Annotated in this window: 16 protein-coding genes and 1 pseudogene; 6 read left to right on the top strand and 11 right to left on the bottom strand. The window is 70.2% G+C overall.

Translation table 11 applies throughout. The annotated features are described in order from the left end of the window. Nucleotides 1-181: 181 nt before the first annotated feature. A pseudogene (locus DQW85_RS20025) lies at nucleotides 182-1,024 on the bottom strand (IS5 family transposase); the annotation flags it as partial. 1,515 nt (nucleotides 1,025-2,539) lie between these two features. Between DQW85_RS20025 and DQW85_RS20020 the strand changes: the two are divergent. The 3 genes from DQW85_RS20020 (at nucleotide 2,540) to DQW85_RS20005 (ending at nucleotide 4,113) form a co-directional block, all read left to right on the top strand. Continuing rightward, the gene (locus DQW85_RS20020) at nucleotides 2,540-2,788 is read left to right on the top strand and encodes a hypothetical protein (protein WP_113701821.1); all 249 of its coding nucleotides are present in this window, start codon (nucleotides 2,540-2,542) and stop codon (nucleotides 2,786-2,788) included. A 427-nt stretch (nucleotides 2,789-3,215) separates the two neighbouring features. Then, nucleotides 3,216-3,677, top strand: coding sequence for a hypothetical protein (locus DQW85_RS44660; protein WP_162795149.1), 462 nt, complete (start codon nucleotides 3,216-3,218; stop codon nucleotides 3,675-3,677). A gap of 49 nt (nucleotides 3,678-3,726) precedes the next feature. Further along, nucleotides 3,727-4,113 carry a hypothetical protein gene (locus tag DQW85_RS20005; RefSeq protein WP_113701818.1) on the top strand — a complete coding sequence of 129 codons (387 nt, stop codon included), beginning with the start codon at nucleotides 3,727-3,729 and terminating at the stop codon, nucleotides 4,111-4,113. Nucleotides 4,114-4,275: 162 nt separating this feature from the next. Here the strand turns inward: DQW85_RS20005 and DQW85_RS44655 are convergent, their stop codons facing one another. Continuing rightward, nucleotides 4,276-4,551, bottom strand: coding sequence for a hypothetical protein (locus tag DQW85_RS44655; RefSeq protein ID WP_162795148.1), 276 nt, complete (start codon nucleotides 4,549-4,551; stop codon nucleotides 4,276-4,278). 78 nt (nucleotides 4,552-4,629) lie between these two features. On the opposite strand from DQW85_RS44655, the gene DQW85_RS44650 reads away from it, so the two are divergent. Next, nucleotides 4,630-4,938 (top strand): hypothetical protein, encoded by a 309-nt coding sequence (locus tag DQW85_RS44650; RefSeq protein ID WP_162795147.1) that lies wholly within the window; start codon nucleotides 4,630-4,632, stop codon nucleotides 4,936-4,938. A gap of 95 nt (nucleotides 4,939-5,033) precedes the next feature. Here the strand turns inward: DQW85_RS44650 and DQW85_RS19995 are convergent, their stop codons facing one another. The 8 genes from DQW85_RS19995 to DQW85_RS19960 form a co-directional block, all read right to left on the bottom strand. Continuing rightward, entirely contained in the window at nucleotides 5,034-6,554 is a 1,521-nt protein-coding gene (locus tag DQW85_RS19995) for an AMP-binding protein (RefSeq protein WP_113701816.1), read from the bottom strand. Nucleotides 6,555-6,573: 19 nt separating this feature from the next. Beyond that, a complete protein-coding gene (locus tag DQW85_RS19990) occupies nucleotides 6,574-7,629 on the bottom strand; it encodes an LLM class flavin-dependent oxidoreductase (RefSeq protein ID WP_113701815.1) in 1,056 nt (351 codons plus the stop codon). A gap of 126 nt (nucleotides 7,630-7,755) precedes the next feature. After that, nucleotides 7,756-8,919 carry a M20 family metallopeptidase gene (locus DQW85_RS19985; RefSeq protein ID WP_205315256.1) on the bottom strand — a complete coding sequence of 388 codons (1,164 nt, stop codon included), beginning with the start codon at nucleotides 8,917-8,919 and terminating at the stop codon, nucleotides 7,756-7,758. Between the two features lie 144 nt (nucleotides 8,920-9,063). Beyond that, nucleotides 9,064-10,533 carry an ATP-binding protein gene (locus DQW85_RS19980; RefSeq protein ID WP_113701813.1) on the bottom strand — a complete coding sequence of 490 codons (1,470 nt, stop codon included), beginning with the start codon at nucleotides 10,531-10,533 and terminating at the stop codon, nucleotides 9,064-9,066. Beyond that, nucleotides 10,530-12,179 (bottom strand): NAD(P)/FAD-dependent oxidoreductase, encoded by a 1,650-nt coding sequence (locus DQW85_RS19975; protein ID WP_205315255.1) that lies wholly within the window; start codon nucleotides 12,177-12,179, stop codon nucleotides 10,530-10,532. The genes DQW85_RS19980 and DQW85_RS19975 overlap by 4 nt, the downstream gene beginning before the upstream one ends. Nucleotides 12,180-12,287: 108 nt before the next feature. Continuing rightward, entirely contained in the window at nucleotides 12,288-13,049 is a 762-nt protein-coding gene (locus tag DQW85_RS19970) for an SDR family oxidoreductase (RefSeq protein WP_113701811.1), read from the bottom strand. Nucleotides 13,050-13,057: 8 nt separating this feature from the next. Next, nucleotides 13,058-13,909, bottom strand: coding sequence for an RNA polymerase sigma-70 factor (locus DQW85_RS19965; protein ID WP_113701810.1), 852 nt, complete (start codon nucleotides 13,907-13,909; stop codon nucleotides 13,058-13,060). A gap of 4 nt (nucleotides 13,910-13,913) precedes the next feature. Then, nucleotides 13,914-14,936 carry an NAD-dependent epimerase/dehydratase family protein gene (locus DQW85_RS19960; protein ID WP_162795146.1) on the bottom strand — a complete coding sequence of 341 codons (1,023 nt, stop codon included), beginning with the start codon at nucleotides 14,934-14,936 and terminating at the stop codon, nucleotides 13,914-13,916. 106 nt (nucleotides 14,937-15,042) lie between these two features. Between DQW85_RS19960 and DQW85_RS19955 the strand changes: the two genes are divergently transcribed. Beyond that, nucleotides 15,043-15,717, top strand: coding sequence for a ThuA domain-containing protein (locus DQW85_RS19955; protein ID WP_113701809.1), 675 nt, complete (start codon nucleotides 15,043-15,045; stop codon nucleotides 15,715-15,717). Here the strand turns inward: DQW85_RS19955 and DQW85_RS19950 are convergent. Further along, nucleotides 15,714-16,364, bottom strand: a complete 651-nt coding sequence (locus DQW85_RS19950) for a MerR family transcriptional regulator (protein WP_240197300.1) — start codon at nucleotides 16,362-16,364, stop codon at nucleotides 15,714-15,716. The genes DQW85_RS19955 and DQW85_RS19950 overlap by 4 nt on opposite strands. Before the next feature lie 165 nt (nucleotides 16,365-16,529). On the opposite strand from DQW85_RS19950, the gene DQW85_RS19945 reads away from it, so the two are divergent. Then, nucleotides 16,530-17,600, top strand: a complete 1,071-nt coding sequence (locus tag DQW85_RS19945) for a thiolase C-terminal domain-containing protein (RefSeq protein ID WP_113701808.1) — start codon at nucleotides 16,530-16,532, stop codon at nucleotides 17,598-17,600. Nucleotides 17,601-17,724 lie beyond the last annotated feature (124 nt).

The raw sequence follows: 17,724 nt of genomic DNA, 5'->3' as shown, positions 1-17,724 counted from the left end.
GGACGCGGAAGCTGTTGACGTTCTCGATTCCGAGGATGGCGGCCAGTTCGCTTCCCTTCCAGGCGCGCCAGGGCTGAGCGGCCAACAGTTGCAGGACCATGCCGCGGCGGTCGGGACTGGACAGCTCCGCAAGCGGCGGCGGGTCGCTCCAGCGGCTATGGGGCGGTTGGCCTGCCAGTTCGCGGGTCAGGCGGCGGGTTGTCTGGTGCACGGTGGCCCACCAGATCATGGCTTCGTGGTGCTCGGGCTTGCGTTCGTAGATCCGCACCAGCCGGCGGTAACGAGTCAGCCAGGCGAATGTTCGTTCTGCCACCCACCTGCGCGGCAACACGACGAAGCCGCGCAGGTCATCAGAGCGCTTGACGATCGTGACGGTCAGGTGGAGCACGTCGCGTGCCCAGGCGAGCAGCCGTCCGGCGTAGCCGCCGTCCGCCCACACCAGCGCGATGGTGGAGAACTTCTCCCGCAGCAGGGCCAGCAACCGGTGTGCGCCGTCACGGCCTTGGACCGACGCGGCGGTGACGATCACGCACAACAGCAGCCCGAGCGTGTCGACCGCGATATGCCGCTTCTGCCCCTTCAGCTTCTTGCCTGCGTCAAAACCGCAGGCCGCAGCCCCGACGGTCTCAGCCGCTTTGACCGTCTGCGAATCGATGCACCCGGCCGTGGGCAGCTCGCCGCGTCCGGCCATGACCCGCAGACGGCCGCGTAGCCGCCCGGCGAGCCGTTCGGGCAGACCGCGCCGGGACCAGCGCAGGAAGAAGGCGTACACCGCCTCGTGTGGGGGGAAGTCGACCGGCAGGGCCCGCCACTCGATCCCGTACCTGGTCACGTAGTGGATCGCGTCCAGCACCGCCCGCAGGTCATGGACCATCGGCCTGCCCGTGGCCGCGACCAGCTCGGCCATCACCGCCCGCGCCTCGCCTTCCAGCACCGTCCACTCGGCATCGGTCAGATCCGACGGATATGACGGCTTGCGGCCATGACGACGGCACCCCGGCGAAGCACAACCACTGGCGCCCACGGACGTAGGCGTGTAAACAGACAACCACGGGCTCCTGGCCGCCGAGTTGCGTAGACAACACCTCAGCTACCAGGAGTCCGCTCCTGTCCGCAGGCGCATCACTCGAAGAAGCCCCCGACCAGGGCATCCCTGGTCCGGACCTCAGCGACCAAATCCATTGTCAGCAGGCTCTAAGAGAGCGGAGGGGTTGGGACGCGGATCCGACAGGTAGGGACTGCCCGTCGTGGTCGGTGTCTCATCACGCAAGGGAGTCGAGTCCAGCAGTCGATTAGGCCGCCGCTACGAACGCTATTCCGGCGACTACGCGTGCACAACAATGCGCCATTCGCTCATATGAAGCTCACCGAAAGGTGGGGGCCGACGAAATATGCGTCGGCCCCCACCCGTCGCTTATCGTTCTTGCCCTCTCATCAGTCCTACTTGCGGTGCTTCTTCTTCTTTTGGCCGGGTGGGTGCTGGCCGGGCGGATGGGGCGGCGGGTGCGGGACCGCGCTGAACAGCGCGGCGAATGGGATCATGCCATACGCCATGACGTCCCTCCTTCCCTATCGATCATCGACCTTTCTCGTAAACACGCTAGCCGCTCGCCGTAGCGCATGCACACAAAACAAGCCCCCACAAGTGGGGATTATGTTTTTGCAGAACATTACACGCATGCAAACCCGAATGGCCCCAGGCTGAACCTGCAAGCTGGGTGCACAATATCTGAAGGTTCTTAAGAAAGCCGCAATTTTCCCTCAGGGCTACCTGAAGCCGGCGGTGGGGCTGAATGAGCCTTCCTCGCCTCGGCGGCAGGTCTGCTGATCATCACCTGAGCGCGTGCGGGCGCGGGACGAAGATGAAGAGGTCATGGGTTCAATCCCGCCACCCCGTCCCCGGGCCAGTCGTAGGGAGAACAGGGGTAACTGCTGACATACACGTCGCTCCGACACATGGGGATGGCCTTCGGCGGCGGATACGCCGACTCCTCGCGCGGAGACGTCCGCTCCGGGGCTCTGGTTGGTGCGGTCCGTTCGTCCGCGCGAGGGCGATCTCGTCGGCTTCTCGGCGTGAGCGGCGATCACGTCCGTGAGCGTGCGCGTGTCGCTCCCGCACTCCGAACGACTTGGGACTTGCTCGTCCAGGCCACGCCGTTCACCCGTGGTCCCATCCCCGTCGGCGGCATCGGCCGTGGCTGTGGCGCCGGTTCGAGGGTCACCAGGGCTTTCACCGCCTGGTGCCAGCGATCCTCAAGCACGCCGATCACCGCCGCATGGCGCGGGCTGCAACTGGACGGTCGTTCCGGTGGCGTTCGACAATCGGGCGCATGAGCGAGCGACCCTCGCCGGGCCTGCGCGAGCGGAAGAAGACCAGGATCAGGGAGCTGATCCAGAGCGAGGCGCTGCGTCTGTTCCGCGAGCGGGGTACGCCGCGACAACGGTCGAGCAGATCGCTCAGGCGGCGGAGGTGGTACAGCACGCTGTTCCGCTGCTTCCCGGCCAAGGAAGATCTGTTGTCGACCGATCCTCGTCGTTCGTGGCAGCGCTGCGAGCCGCGCCGTCCGAGGTGGGGTCGAGGCCGCCCGTCCGCGGCCACGGTTGGACGCCCTTGCGGATGTCGCGCAGCGGGCAATCGACGCCGGCCCGCTTCCCTCCGGACACCGATCCGAGCGTCAATCAGGACATCCTGTCCAGCTCGATCGGGTTCGTCCTCCTCCAGCATGAGGAGGAGGTGACCGCGGCGCAGATCGCGCGCCGGTTGCGGGTCATGCTGCGCCACATGTGATACCAGCTTTGATCCCCTGGGGCAGAACGCCGGCGTGACACGCCGCCGGCGGTCAGACAGCAAGTGGGTGCCGCCCGGCGCCCTCACGCGGCCGGTGCTCGATATGCCAGTGGATAGTTCAGGAACAGGTCGCGCCCTCGGCCGGGCGACGGACCCGGCCTGCCCGGTCGTCAGACACGGGGCCCGCTTCGCCAGGCCGGCCGTTGGTGCTGTAAGCCCAGGCCAGGCTGGGGCGGCCCGCCCAACGCCACAGGCCGCGGGGGAGATGTCATTGGGACGGCTTGCAGGCGTGCACGCGAGACGCCGGGAGTCTCCAGTTGGATATCGAATGGCCTAAAAAATGAGTAGAACGCACACCTACCGTGTTTGCTGAGGTGTTTACTCCATCTCGACATTCCCAGCAACGAGTCGCAGGAGAGAGGACGTAATGCGCGGAATGGTCAAGTCGGCATTGGCGATCGTCGCGGCAGCGGGCATCGCGATGTCGGCCGCTGGCGCGGCGAGTGCCGCCGCACCTTCGGTCGCAAAATCGGCGGCTACCGACACCAAGAGCGCCACGGCGGGCAGTTCCCACACCCAAAAATACTACACCCTCAAAATCCGCCCCCTCTGGGCAGGATTCACCGCTGACTACTGCTTGCTGTCCGGGCGTGACTTCGATACCGGGGTGAAAGCCCAGTGCAGCGGAAACAAACCGGGGACCGGTATCGAATGGGAAAGCTTCACCATCACGGTGCCGTACAACGACGGAGACATCTTCTGGCTCGACATCAACGTGGTGGCGGGCAAGGACTACAAACGCAACATAATCAAACCGGAAACACTCAAGGAACAGAGCTGCAAGGTCACTGGTCCGATCAACAGCCGCCCGTCGATCACTTGCCGGTAGCGGTGCCCTGTCCACCATCGGCCTTTGCCCGCGAAGTGAGAGGCTTCAAATGCGCACAGTTACCAGGACTGCCCTGGCGGTAGTCGCAGCGGCCGGCATTGCGATGTCGGCGGCCACGAGTACCGCGAATGCCGCCGCGGCCGGTACCTACACCCTGACCATAAATACTTATGGCGTGGGATTCGTCGCCGACTACTGTCTTCTGTCCGGCACGGGCTTCAAGACGAACGTGAAGGCCCAATGCAGCGGAAACAAAGGGGTGACGAAGTTCTCCATCACCGTTTCACACGACCCGGGGGACATGGTCTGGCTCGACATCAACGTGGTCGGGAGCACGGACTACAAGCACAACATCATCAGGCTCGATATCCTCCGGGCAAATATGTGTGACATCTATGGACCGGTCGCCAAAAAGCCCACGATGAACTGCACTTAGTACGGTCACGGAACGCGAAGGCAGTACCCCGCCCAATGTGATCAGCTGACGTCGTCGCCAGGCGTGCAAGTTCATCACCCAGCGGACTGGTCAAGGGGTCATCGCGTGGCTTCTCCTCTACGTGTCACTTCTAAGGGTCATTTGGCGGTTTCACGCAGAGACTCACACGATGACCCCTGCCGTTGAAAGCGACGTGCCGTTTGGGACCGGATCGCTCGCGCTCGAGATGCGATAGTCATGATAGAGCTGCACATCATGCCGCAGGACGGTTCGTCCGTCCTCTTCCGGACGTGTGATCCCCACGTGATCGGTGAACGGCTTGCCGTCGGGGTTCGCTACGAGCGCATCGCGGCCCACCGCCGGTTTGCCGCCGATACCGAGTCGGCAGCGGTGATCAACGCGTATCGCAATGTGGTGCAGCCACTCGCCGACGAACACGGATACCGCAGGGTTGACGCCATCCGTCTGTACCGCCCGCCGACGCCCCCCACTGGCTGGAGCGGGTACGCGAGGCCGGTGAGAAGTTCAGGGCCGAGCACCGGCACGTCGAGGAGGGAGATCCGCCTTGTCTTGGAGGGCCGGTGCTGCTTCTACCTGCACATCGGCCCTCAGGTCCATGTCCTGGTGTGCGAGCCGGGGGATCTCGTGTCGGTGCCGCAGGGCGTCAGGCGCACGTTCGACATGGGTGCGGTGCCCGGGCTGTGCGTGATTCGGCTGTTCCGGGACGACTACGGGTGGCGGGGAGAGCTCACGGGCGAACCGCTACCGGACGACTTTCCCCGCCTGGACGAGTTGCTGGAGGCCGCGTCCGAGGAGACGAGGTGAGATGTGGGCGGTCGCCTCCGCCGACTCCGACCTGGGGCGTGCCCGGCCCTTGGCCCCCGGGCGGTTCCGCCCCTATGGAGGCAGGGCAGGCCGTCTCAGGTGCCGGGGTAGTTGCCGCCGCCGTGGGTCTGGTCGAGGGTGTCGTAGTCGGGGGTGAAGCCGCGTTTCGGGATGGCGTCCACGAACACCACCTCCCTGGGCTTCTTGTATGAGGCCAGCATGCCCTTGACATGGTCGATCAGGTCGTCGGCCGTGGCCGTGGCTCCGGGTTCGAGGGTCACCACGGCCTTCACCGCCTGGTGCCATCGGTCGTCGGGCACGCCGATCACCGCCGCGTCGGCCACGGCGGGGTGGCTCTTGAGGGCGCGTTCGACCTCGGCCGGGTAGACGTTCTCGGCGCCGGACTTGATCATGCGCAGCTTGGGGCCGATGAAGGTGATGGTGCCGTCCGGTTCGCGGCGGCCGAGGTCGCCGGTGTGGTGCCACCCGTGGGCGAACTTCGCTGTGTTTAAGTCGGGCCGGGCGAAATATCCGGAGAAGAGGCTCTTGCCGCGGGCGCAGATCTCGCCCACCTCCCCGGGCGGCAGTTCCGTGCCGTCCGGCGCCAGGATGCGCACCTGCACCAGTGGCGAGGGCCGCCCCGCGAATCCGGCCGCGCCCGGGGCCAGCCCGAGGAAGGTCAGCATGCCGCCCACCTCCGTCTGCCCGTAGCCGCCCATCTTCGACCGGCACCACGGCGAGTCGTCCACGGTGATCAGCTTGTCCCACTCCTGCGAGTGGGAGACGAACCTGAGCGAGGACAGGTCGTACTTGCCCTGCGGCCGGATCCCCACCACCGCGTCGATCATCGGCCCGAACAGGAACGCCTGTGTGACCCGCTCGGCGTCGATCAGCCGGCAGACTTCTTCGGCGTCGAACGCCGGGGTGAACACGTTCGTGCCGCCGATCTGCAGCGTGGCCAGGCAGAACATCATCGTGCCCACGTGGAACAGCGGGCCGCTGTTGAGGAAGGTGAAGTCCGGTTCCATCTGCCGCACCACCAGCAGGCAGGTGCTGTGGGCGATCAGCGCCGCGCTGCTGAGCAGGGCCGCGCCGGGGCGCCCGTCGAAGGCGGCCGTGTAGAGCGCCAGCACCGGCTCGGCATCGGCCACCTGGGGGAACTCCCTGACCGTCCCGCCGGCGACCAGTTCCTGGTACTCGTCGCCGGCGCGCACCCAGGTCCCGGCCGCCACCGCGCCCCGAACGGCGGTGGTCGCCTCCGAGGGCTCCCAGACCACGACTCTCGGTGTCAGGTCCTCCACCACGAAGCGCAGCTCGTCCGCCGACTGCCGCCAGTTCGCCGGGCAGAGGATCGCCCCCAGCCGAGAGCAGGCGAGCAGGAGTTCCAGTACGGCGTGGGAGTTCTGCCCCAGCCACAGCACCCGCTCGCCGGAGGTCACCCCGCGCGACGACAGGGCGTCGGCCAGGCGGGAGACGCGGGCGTCCAGCTCCGGGTAGGTGAGCCGGACGTCCCCGTCCACGACCGCCGTGCCCTGCGGCCGGCTGCGGGCGTGCTCGGCGAGGACGTCAGAGAGGGTCAGGCTGTGGATCGGGCTCTGGATCGGGCTCTGGATCATCGCGCCTCCATCGTGCAAGTCATGAGAAAGCGGGCATGACCTCGGCGGCGAAGAAGCGCATGACCTTCTTCATCTCCGCCAGCGGCATCGGCCGGGTGCTGCCGAAGTCGCAGAGCAGGTTGGCGAACCCGGCGTCCCGCAGCAGCGAGATCTGTTCGATCACCCGTTCCGGGTCCCCGATGACCTCCAGCTGCTCCCACCGGAAGTCGGCCGAGACGCTCCCGCCCTTGAGGTAGCGGTCCTGGTAGTACTCGAAGCCCTGCGCGGCCCTGCCGGTCCGGGGGTCGATCGGCGCGCTGCGCTCGTTGAAGATGCGCGAGCGGTCGAACGCCGCCTCGAACCTGGCCTGGTCCTCCCGCGCCTGCTCCGCCGTCGGCGCGACGTAGACGCTGCGCGCCACCACCAGGTCCGTCTCAGGCCGGTGGCCGGCGCGGGCGGCGGTCTCGCGCCACGTCTCGGCCGCCTTGACGACCTTGCGGAACGGCGCGGCGGGGTCGGCGAGGATCGGCAGCCCGCGCTCGGCGTACATCGTCACGGTCTCGGGGGACACCGCGGCCACGTGCAGGGGCGGGTGCGGGTCCTGGAGCGGGCGGGGGGCGAGCGAGACCTCGGTCCCGGTCCGGTAGAACTTGCCCTCGTGCTGGAACGTCTCCCGAGTCCACAGCCCGAGTACGACCTCCAGCGCCTCGTTGAAGCGGTCGCGCGCCTCGGCCAGGTCGATGCCGAAGCCCTCGAACTCGAAGCTCTGGTAGCCCCGCCCGATCCCCAGGTCCAGGCGCCCGCCCGACAGCACGTCGACCTGGGCGGCCTCCTCGGCCACGTGGATGGGGTTGTGCAGGGGCAGCACCACGATGCCGGTGCCGAGGCGGACGCGCGAGGTGCGGGCGGCGGCGTGGGCCAGCATCGTGAAGAGGTTGGGCACCACGCCGTAGTCGCGGAAGTGGTGCTCGGCCAGCCGCACCCCGTCGAATCCCAGCTCCTCGGCCAGCCCGATGAGCTCCAGGTGGTAGTCGTAGACGTCCTTGAAGCTCTGCCCGTCGAACCGGTGGAAGAGGTGGAAGGTTGAGAACTTCATGCGGCGGCCTCTCGCAGGGTATAAACCAAGCGCTCGCTTGGGAGCGTATCAGGTCCGCCCCCGCTTGAGACCCCCGCCACCCGAAGGTTTCCCGGCCGAAGGCCCGTGGCAGGACCCGCCACGGGCCTAGGCGAGGCCGGTGATCAGGCCGATGGTCAGCGCCGTGCGCACCGGGATGTGCTCCACCAGGACGTGCTCGTGCCGCGCGTGCGCGCCGCCGCCGACCGCGCCCATCCCGTCCAGCACGGGACGCCCCAGCGCCGACACGAAGTTGCCGTCGCTGGCGCCGCCGACCGTGATCTCCTCCAGCGCCAGCCCGAGCCGCGCCGCGACCTCCCGCGCGTCGGTGAACAGCCGCCGCGACCCAGGGTTCGGTGACATGGGAGGCCGGTTCCACCTGCCGGTGACCGACACCGTGACCCGCGGGTCGGAGGCCCGCAGCCCGGCTAACGCCTCGTCGATGCGCGTCACCTCGGCCGGCTCCGCCACCCGCACGTCGATGCCCGCCCACGCCCGCCCGGCGACCACGTTGCGGCCCGTCCCCCCGCTGAGGAGGCCGACGTTCACGGTGGTGCCGCGTTCGGGAGCGCCGGAGGCGGCGGCCTTGGTGATGATCTCGGCCAGGGCGTGGATCGCGCTCGCGCCCGACTCGGGATCGAGTCCCGCGTGCGACTCGACGCCGGTGACGGTGACGTCGAACAGCCCCACGCCCTTGCGCGCCGTCTTGAGCCTGCCGCCGTCGGCGGACGCCTCGAACACCAGCGTGGCCAGCGTGCCGGCGCTCGCCGCCTCGATGTACGGGCGCGAGAACGGGCTGCCCACCTCCTCGTCGCCGTTGAGCAGCAGCTTGAGCGCCGGATGCGGCAGGCCGAGCTCGCGCAGCCCGCGCACCGCCCACACCGCCTGCACGAGCCCGGTCTTCATGTCGAAGATCCCCGGTCCGCTGGCCCTGCCGCCGTCGAGGGTGAACGGCCACTCGGCCAGGGTGCCGGTGGGCCAGACGGTGTCGTAGTGGCAGAGCAGGAGGACGGTGCCGGGAGCGGTGCCCTGGTAGGTCACCTCCAGTGTGTCGCCGTGCTGGTCGCCGTCGCGCACGACCGCCGCGTCGGGTGCGCCGAGCCGCTCGGTGACCAGTGCGCGTACTCGGTCGAACCCGAGCGCCAGCCTGGTCTTGTCGTAGCTGTGGGTCTCCAGTTCGACGAGGGTCCGGATGTCGTCGAGCATGGCGGGCAGGGCCTGTCGGGTCCAGTCGGAGATCGACACGGGGGTTCCTCTCTTGCGGACGGGCATGCCTGGGAAACTGTCCAGCGGGTGAGGGACTTCAGGGGACCGGATGGCGGACGAGCGCGCCTCGGGACCGCCTGGCGGCGACAGGGTGGACGGGGGACGCCGGGGACCGCCAGGGGTGCCCGGTGGTGGGCCGCGCGGGCCCGCTCAGGACTCCGGGGCGGGGGCCGCGGCCGGCTCGCGCAGGGGCAGGCGGACCTCGAACCAGGTCTGCCCGGGCACCGACCGCACCTTGATCTCGCCACCGTGCCGTCCGGCGATGATCCGATAGGAGATGTCGAGCCCGAGCCCCGTGCCTTGGCCGACGCTCTTGGTGGTGAAGAACGGCTCGAAGATCCGGTCCTTGATGGCGTCAGGCACGCCGGGCCCGGTGTCGCCGACCTCGATGATCGCCTCGTCCTCGTCGTACGCGGTGCGGATCGTCAGCGTGCCCTCCTCGCCCATCGCGTCGAGCGCGTTGTGAATGAGGTTGGTCCAGACCTGGTTGAGTTCGCCGCCGTAGGCGGGGATCGGCGGCAGGCTCCGGTCGTAGTCGGTGACCACGGTGATGCCCGGCGGGATCTTGCCGCGGAAGATCGCGACCGTGCTGTCGAGGAGCTCGTGCACGTCGCAGATCTGGAACGGGGCGCGGTCCATCTGGGAGTATTGCTTGGCGGACCGGATCAGTGTGGAGATCCGCTCGGTGGCGTCGGTGACCTCGCCCAGCATCTGGGAGATCTCGACCGCCTTCGACAGCCAGCGGATCGCGCCGGTCACGTGCTCCTCGCCCGCCTTCCGGCGCACCTTGTCGAGGTGCTGGCGGCCGAAGCCCGACGCCACCAGCGCGGGAGCCAGGTCCCAGGCGTCGTCCACGCCCAGCTCGTCGAGCGCCTCGGCCAAGTCGTCCTCGGCGTCGGAGATCTCCAGCGGGCTGCGCGGCGGAAGTTTGCCCACGGCCTCGGCGCAGCTCTCCTGCGTCTCGATGAGCGCGCGCAGCCGCTCGGGCGGGATGCCGTCCTCGGCGAGCTGGGCGAGCTGCATGCGGGAGGTCCTGAGCAGCGTGCGGAGCTCGCCGACGGCCCGGACGGCCGCGGCGGCCGGGTTGTTGAGCTCGTGGGTGAGCCCGGCGGTGATCGTGCCGAGCGCGGTCAGCCGCTGCCGCCTGTCGATGATCTCCCGCTGCATCCGCCCGCCGGTCCAGATGCCGTCGAGCAGGTGCATGGCCATGGGGAACCACTCGGCGATGATGTGCGCGAACTTCCTGGCGGGCAGCAGGAACATCCGGGAGGGCGCGCAGGCCCGCAGCGAGTGCTGGTAGGTCTGCGGGCCCCGGTCGCCGAGATAGGCGGAGGTCGCCCCGGCGTAGACGCCGGGCTGGGAGGCGCGGGGCAGCGCGACGGTGCCGGCGCTGACCGTCTCCTGGAACATCTGCACCTCGCCCTCGATCAGCACCGCGAAGCACTCGGCGGGGTCGCCCTGCCGGATGATGATCTCGTCCTGCGCGTAGGAGCGCACCGCGCCGCTGGCGGCCAGCTTGGCGAGCTGCTCGTCGGTCAGCCGTTCGAACAGGAACAGCTTGCGCAGCTCGTCGATGTCGATCGGGACCTCGAACGGGACACTGTCGGTGGTGGCGCTCATTGCTTCTCCAGATAGCGGTGCACGAGCGCGACGGCCATCGCGCCCTCGCCGACGGCGGAGGCGACCCTCTTGATCGACTCGGCGCGCACGTCGCCCGCAGCCAGGACTCCCGGCACGTTGGTCTCCAGGTAGTACGGCTCGCGCCGCAGCGGCCAGTTGCGCGGCCGCCGCCCACCCTGCACCAGGTCAGGACCGGTGAGCACGAACCCCTTGGCGTCGCGTTCGACGGTGTCGCCGAGCCACGAGGTGTAGGGCTCGGCGCCGATGAACACGAACAGCCACTGCGTGTCGACCGTGCGCTCCTCGCCCTTGGTGGTGAGCGTGAGCCTCTCCAGGTGCGCGTCGCCGTGCCCGCCGCTCACGCGGGTCTGGACGTGCACCTCGATGTTGGGGATCGCGTGGATCTGCTCGATGAGATAGTGCGACATGGATCTCTCCAAACCATCACCTCTCACCAACAAATGGACCTTGCTCGCGAATCCCGCCAGGTAGACCGCCGCCTGGCCGGCCGAGTTGGCCGCGCCGACGATGTGGACCTCGGCGCCCCGGCAGGCCGGCGCCTCGGTCAGCGCGGCGCCGTAGAAGACGCCCCTGCCGACGAAGTCGTCGAGTCCGGGCGCGTCCAGGCGCCGATAGGTGACGCCGGTCGCGAGGATCACCGCGTGCGCCGCGATCTCGCCGCCGTCCTTGAAACCGACGACCCGCGCCTGCCCGCGCGGCTCCAGAAGGGTCACCTTGCGCGTGGCCAGCAGCTCGGCGCCGAACCTCAGCGCCTGCCTGCGGGCCCGGTCGGCGAGCTGCTGGCCGGAGACGCCGTCGGGGAAGCCCAGGTAGTTCTCGATGCGGGAGCTCTGGCCCGCCTGCCCGCCCGACGCGTGCGCCTCGACCAGCACCGTGTTGAGCCCCTCCGAGGCGCCGTAGACCGCGGCGCCCAGCCCGGCCGGGCCGCCGCCGACCACGATCAGGTCGTAGAAGTCGGTCGCCGGCGTGGTGGACAGCCCCACAGCCGTGGCCAGCGTGGACTGGTCGGGGGCCTGCAGCGACGCGCCGTCGGCGGTGACCACCAGCGGCAGGTGGCAGTCGTCACCGACGGCCGCGACCAGCTGTGCCCCCTCCGGCTCCTCGGCGAGCATCCACTGGTAGGGCACGTGGTTGCGGGCCAGGAACTCGCGCACCTTGTAGGACGGCGCCGACCAGCGGTCGCCCACCACCCGCAGCTCGGCCACCTCGACCCGGTCGGTGCGCTGCCAGGCGTCGAGCTGCCCGTCGATCACCGGGTAGAACTTCTCCTCCGGCGGGTCCCACGGCTTGAGCATGTAGTGGTCGAGGTCCACCACGTTGATCGCCTGGATGGCCGCGTCGGTGTCGGCGTAGGCGGTCAGCAGCACCCTGCGCGCGTACGGGTACATGTCCATCGCGGACTCGAGGAACTCCACCCCGTTCATCTGCGGCATGCGGTAGTCGGCGAGGATCGCGGCCACCTCGTCCCCGCGCAGCCGCATCTCCCTGACGGCGTCGAGCCCCTGGTCCGCGGCTTCCGCGCGGACGATCCTGTAGTGCTGGCCGTAGCGTCGTCGGAGGTCACGGGCGACCGCCCGCGACACCCCAGGGTCGTCGTCCACCGTCACGATGACCGGCTTGTCCATGGCCCTGCCTTCCCCACGAGGTCCTACGGGAAGCATGTCATGCGCAGCCGACCGAATTGTCTTCGAGATGGTCCCCGGGATGGTTCCCGAGCCGGGCCCGCGGGCCGGTCAGGCGATGACGTGGCTCTCCCCACCGTCGACCAGCAGCGAGACCCCGGTCACGAACGAGGTCCGCTCGCTGGCCAGGAACGCGACCACGTCGCCCACCTCCTCGGGCCGCCCGATGCGCCCCACGGGCACCTCGACGCCGCGGGCGGCGAGCCTCTCGTCGCCGCCGGCCAGCTCGCGCAGCCGGTCGGTGTCGATCTGGCCCGGCATCACGTTCGTGACCAGCACCCCGTCGCCGCCCACCTCGCGCGCCAGCGTCCGCACGACCCCGGCCACCGCGGAACGGGTGGCGTTGGACAGCACCAGGCCGTCGATCGCCTCTCGCGCCGACCGGCCGGTGACCGTGACGATGCGGCCCCAGCCGCGCGAGCGCATCTCCGGCAGCACGGCGTGGATCAGCCGTACCGTGCCCAGCAGGTTGCGCTGGATCGCCGCATCCCACTCGTCCGGGCCCACGTCGACGAAGCCGCCCGCGGGCGGCCCGCCCGCGTTGGCCACCAGGATGTCGACCGGGCCGAGCACGTCGCGCGTCTCGGCCGCGACGCGCGCCGCGGACCGCGGGTCCTCCACGTCGGCCAGCACGGCGTGCACCACGCCCCCGAACTCCTGGAGCTCCACCACCGCGTCGGCCAGCCGTTCGGGGTCGCGCGCGCTCACGCAGACGTCGCAGCCCTCCCGCGCCAGGCTCTTGGCGGCGGCGAGCCCGATGCCCGCGCTGCCTCCGGTGACGAGGGCGACCTTGCCCGAGATGCCGAGATCCATAAGGGCGACTATAGGTCCGCGGGCCGCATACGCCGGAGCTTGTCGGGATTGCGCATGGTGAAGATCTCGCTGATCCGGCCGTCGCGGACGGTGATCAGGGTGAGCTGGCTCTCACCTTCGACGGTGGACCAGAGGGCGGGGCCGCCGTTCGCCTCGGTGACGACCACTTCGACGCCGCAGCGCGAGGTCAGCGCGTGCAGGAACGCCGCCACCTTGCGCCTGCCCAGGATCGGGCGGAGCGCCGCCCTGACCCGGCCGCCGCCGTCGTTCCAGGAGACGACGTCCTCGTGCAGGATCTCGGTGAGCGCCTCCAGGTCGCCGCCCGCCGCCGCCTCCATGAACCTCGTCAGGAGCTTGCCGTGCTCCTCGTCCGTCGGCCGGAACCTGTCGCGTCCGTCCGCCAGCCGGACCGAGGCACGGTGGTGGAGCTGGCGTGCGTTGGCGACGGACAGGCCGGCGATGCGGGCGATCTCGTCGTACGGGAACTCGAACGCCTCCCTCAGCACGAACACCGCGCGCTCGGGCGGCGAGAGCCGCTCCATCATGTGCAGCGTCGCGTACGACACCGTGTCGCGCAGCTCGGCCGTGTCGAGCGGCCCCGCCTCCGCGGTGGGGACCGGCTCGGGCAGCCAGGGACCGGTGTAGGCCTCGCGCTTGACCCTGGCCGAGCGGAGCTGGTCGAGCGCCAGCCGCGACACGACGGTCACCAGGAACGCCCGGGGATCCCGCACCTCCCCGCGGTCGGCCGCCTGCCAGCGCAGCCACGCCTCCTGCACCACGTCCTCCGCGTCCCACATGCTGCCGAGCAGCCGGTAGGCCAGCCCGAGCAGCGTCGGGCGGTGCTCCTCGAAGTCCACCATCCGATCATCCCTCCACGCCGAGCATGGCCGCGTGGCGGGGGCGCCAGTTGAGCCGCAGCCGTGCCCGGCTGTTGTCGGCGCCGCGCAGCATGGTCATGTACGCCACGCCGAAGGGGCCGGCAGCGAGCCGGGCCAGGAAGGCGGGCACCCGACGGGGAGCGGGGGCGCCGAGCCGCCGAGCGTAGGCGGGCAGCCAGTCGCGCATGAGGACGGGCGTGTCGTCGACCACGTTCAGCGCGCCGGTGACGTCCCTGTCGAGCGCGGCGACGATCGCGGTGGCCGCGTCGTGCGCGTGGGTGAACGACATCACCGAGCCGCTGTCACCGACGAGCGGCATCCTGCCCGCGCGTACGGCCTCGGTCGTGGAGCCGTCCTCGGCGAAGACCGTGCCCGGCCCCGTCAGGTGGCCGAAGCGCAGCACCAGGCCGCCCGCCCGCGTGGTCTGCCGCTCCAGCTCGGCCACCGCCCCGACGACCGGCCTGAACGGCCTGGGCCCGTCCGTCCACAGCGGCACGTCCTCGTCCGCGAGTCCCTCCCCGGGCCGGTAGGCGAAGGCCAGGCCCTGGGCGACGAACCTCGCGCCGGGCGCGGCCTCCAGGAGATTGCGGGTGCCCTCGACCCGCAGCCGGTTGGTCGTCTCGAACTGCTTGGCGAACCTCCTGGGGTCGATGGTCCTGGGGATCGCGGTGAGCAGGTGGACGACCGCGTCGGGGGCGGCCTGCCGTACCACCTGGACGACCGCGTCCCGGTCGAGGGCGTCGGCCACCACGTCCGCCACCGCGCCGGGGGGCGCCGCGGCCGACACCGTGGGCGACAGAGTGGGCGACAGAGTGGGCGACACCGTGGGCGACAGAGTGGGCGACACCGTGGGCGACACAGTGGGCGACACTGAGGCCGACGCCGTGGCCGGCGCGGGGCTGCTCCGGCCTGACCGCGACAGCGCGATCACGTCGTGTCCCACGGCCGCGAGCAGCGGCACCAGCTGGCGTCCGACGACTCCGGTGGCCCCGGCGACGAGCACTCGCATGGTCACTCCTTCGGAAATAGGCGTTCCGTGACAAGGACGGGACACCGCCTCCGGATGTGACAGGTGACGGGTGGCGTAGCTGGGACAAGCGTGATGGGCTTGGCGGATGGCGAGAAATCTGATCCTGTCAGGAGGCCTGTTCCACGACTTCGACGCCACGTCGAACGCCCTTGCCGATGTGCTCTCCGAGGTGGGCATCGAGTCCGAGATCACCGAGGACATCGCGGGAGCGCTGAGCGAGCCCACGGAGGTGCAGCTCATCACCGTCAACGCGCTGCGCTGGCAGATGCACCACGACCGCTTCGCCGACCTGCGCGGCGGGTGGCGCTTCGAACTGCCCGCCCAGGCCCGCACGACGCTGCTGGACCATCTCGACCGGGGCGGCGGGCTGCTGGCCATGCACTCGGCCTCGATCTGCTTCGACGACTGGCAAGGGTGGCCGCGCGTGCTGGGCGGCTGCTGGGCGTGGCCCAAGTCGCACCACACGCAGCTCGGCTGGACCGGGGTGCGGGTGCGCGGCGACCACCCGGTGGTCGAGGGGCTGCGCGACTTCGACGTGGTGGACGAGGTCTACAGCGATCTGGAGGTGCTGCCCGACGTGCGGCCGCTCGCCACTTCCAACGGCCAGCCGGTGATCTGGGCCCGCCCGGTACGGCGGGGACGCGTCCTGTACGACGCGCTCGGCCACGACACCAGGTCCTACGACAATGAGGTTCACCGGACACTGCTGCAACGCGCCGCGCTCTGGCTGCTGAAACGCCCGGTGACCGTGAGGGACTAGGGTCTCTCCCCCGGAGAGTCCTCTCCGGCTCCGGCGAGGCGGCGGGCCGACTCCGACTCGTGGGCCAGGCGGCGGAGCGTGTCGAGCGCCCTGCCGTACAGGACCGTGCCGAGCACCACGGCCTCGACGGCGCTCTCGCGGGGGCCGTCGAACGGGATGGCGTCCATCTCGGCCTCGGCGAGCCGCCGCGCCGCCTCGGCGTAGCGGGTCAGGTCGGTGGGCAGGCCGAGCTGGCGGAGCCGGACGATGGTCTGGGCGAGCTCGTCGCGGGTGGGGGCCTCGGGGGTGATCGTCCAGCCCTGCTCGCCGATGAGCCGGTCGACCTGGGCGCCGGCCGCCTCCCAGTCGTCGCCGGGCTCCGGCTCGACCGCCGGGCCGAGGGCGTGGTGGGCGGTGCCGAGCATGCGGTGGACGGGGAGCGACTCGTCCTCGACGGCCTCGATGACCTGCTTGATGGCGGCGACCGGCAGCCTGCCCACCTCCAGCAGGGCCCTGATGAGGCGGAGCCTGCGCAGGTGGGAGTCGTCGTACGCGGCGCGGGTCGCGGCGACCTGCTCGCCCTGGTGGAGGAGGCCCTCGCGCAGGTAGTACTTGATCGTCGCGATGGCCACGCCGGATCGCTCGCTCAGCTCCGAGATGCGCATCATTGGATAATAGCGCTATCCAGTGCATAGTCGAACGATTGATTACCGAGCAAGCGCTTGTGTGCAAGGCGACGGAGCGTTACCGTGACGGGCGAACACCGCAGACGTCGCCCGCCGGGATGGATCGCGCCCCGCCCCGGCGGGCGACCGCGCCCACGGGAGGTCGCCATGCAGCCCTTCGCCGGGCGGGCCGCCGTGGCCGGGGTGGGGATGACCGCGCTCACCCGCGAGTCCGGCCGCACGGTGCTGGAACTCGCGGTGGAGGCGTGCCGCGCCGCGTGCGCGGACGCGGGAGTCGCGCCCTCCGAGGTGGACGCGGTGCTCAGCTACCACATGAACGACTCCGTGCCGGTCACCCAGGTGGCCGGCGCGCTGCGCGTCGAGCGGCTCGGCTGGCACAACGACATCGCGGGCGGCGGCACGCAGGCCGCGTCCATCCTCGGCGACGCGGCGATGCTGGTCCACGCCGGGCTGGCCAGGCACGTCCTCGTCTTCCGCGCGCTCAACGGCCGCTCCGGGCGGCGCATGAACACCGTCTCCACCGGGCCGCAGGAGAGGTTCACCTACGGCATGGCCGGGCCCATCCCGCTGTTCGCCCTGGCCGCCACCCGCTACCTGCACGACACCGGGCTCACCGAGCGGCACCTGCACGCCGTGGTCGCCCAGTCGCGCGACAACGCCAGGACCAACCCCCGTGCCCAGCGCCGGGGGCCGCTGGAGCTCGCCGACTACCTGGCCAGGCCGTTCGTGTGCACGCCGCTGCGCACGGCCGACTGCTGCCAGGAGACCGACGGCGCGTGCGCGCTGGTGGTCAGCGGGGTGCTGGACGGCCCCCGCGTGCGGGCCGTGGTGCGCGGCGGAGGGGCGGGCTGCTCGGCGATGGACCGCGCGCCCGACGTCACTGCGATCTTCTCCTCGCATGTCGCGCCCATGCTCTGGGAGGCCTCAGGCATGCGACCGGCGGACGTGGACGTGGCGCTGCCGTACGACGCCTACTCCTGGCTGGTGCCACGGCAGCTCGAGGACTTCGGGTTGGTCGAGCGGGCCGACCTCGGCCCGTACCTGCTGGAGCGGCGGCACGAATGGGTGAACCCGCACGGCGGGCTGCTGTCGGAGGGGTACGTGCACGGCCTCAACAACGTGGCGCAGGCCGTGCGGGAGCTGCGCGCGGGCCGCGAGGTGGCGCTCGTGACCGGGTTCGGCGGGAGCTACGGGAGCGCCGCACTCCTGGTCGCCTGACCGCTCATCGTGGCGAGGTCTTGCTCACGGACCTCACCAGCGAGTGAACGCAGTGTGCAGCTCGCGGGCCCGGCGCGGCGGCAGCACCTGGCGAGCCGCCAGCCACGCCGCCGCCCCGGCCGCG

It is taken from the genome of Nonomuraea lactucae (genome assembly GCF_003313395.1).
GTDB classification, from domain to species: domain Bacteria; phylum Actinomycetota; class Actinomycetes; order Streptosporangiales; family Streptosporangiaceae; genus Nonomuraea; species Nonomuraea lactucae.
Note: the sequence above shows the minus strand (reverse complement) of the source record. Positions and strands in the feature narration are given on the sequence as shown.

Excerpts from the sequence above, each read along its gene's own strand:
- DQW85_RS44660 (WP_162795149.1), top strand. The coding sequence starts at position 3,216 with ATGCGCGGAATGGTCAAGTCGGCATTGGCGATCGTCGCGGCAGCGGGC.
- DQW85_RS20005 (WP_113701818.1), top strand. The coding sequence starts at position 3,727 with ATGCGCACAGTTACCAGGACTGCCCTGGCGGTAGTCGCAGCGGCCGGC.
- DQW85_RS19995 (WP_113701816.1), bottom strand. The coding sequence starts at position 6,554 with ATGATCCAGAGCCCGATCCAGAGCCCGATCCACAGCCTGACCCTCTCT.
- DQW85_RS19990 (WP_113701815.1), bottom strand. The coding sequence starts at position 7,629 with ATGAAGTTCTCAACCTTCCACCTCTTCCACCGGTTCGACGGGCAGAGC.
- DQW85_RS19985 (WP_205315256.1), bottom strand. The coding sequence starts at position 8,919 with ATGCCCGTCCGCAAGAGAGGAACCCCCGTGTCGATCTCCGACTGGACC.
- DQW85_RS19980 (WP_113701813.1), bottom strand. The coding sequence starts at position 10,533 with ATGAGCGCCACCACCGACAGTGTCCCGTTCGAGGTCCCGATCGACATC.
- DQW85_RS19975 (WP_205315255.1), bottom strand. The coding sequence starts at position 12,179 with ATGGACAAGCCGGTCATCGTGACGGTGGACGACGACCCTGGGGTGTCG.
- DQW85_RS19970 (WP_113701811.1), bottom strand. The coding sequence starts at position 13,049 with ATGGATCTCGGCATCTCGGGCAAGGTCGCCCTCGTCACCGGAGGCAGC.
- DQW85_RS19965 (WP_113701810.1), bottom strand. The coding sequence starts at position 13,909 with ATGGTGGACTTCGAGGAGCACCGCCCGACGCTGCTCGGGCTGGCCTAC.
- DQW85_RS19960 (WP_162795146.1), bottom strand. The coding sequence starts at position 14,936 with ATGCGAGTGCTCGTCGCCGGGGCCACCGGAGTCGTCGGACGCCAGCTG.
- DQW85_RS19955 (WP_113701809.1), top strand. The coding sequence starts at position 15,043 with ATGGCGAGAAATCTGATCCTGTCAGGAGGCCTGTTCCACGACTTCGAC.
- DQW85_RS19950 (WP_240197300.1), bottom strand. The coding sequence starts at position 16,364 with ATGATGCGCATCTCGGAGCTGAGCGAGCGATCCGGCGTGGCCATCGCG.
- DQW85_RS19945 (WP_113701808.1), top strand. The coding sequence starts at position 16,530 with ATGCAGCCCTTCGCCGGGCGGGCCGCCGTGGCCGGGGTGGGGATGACC.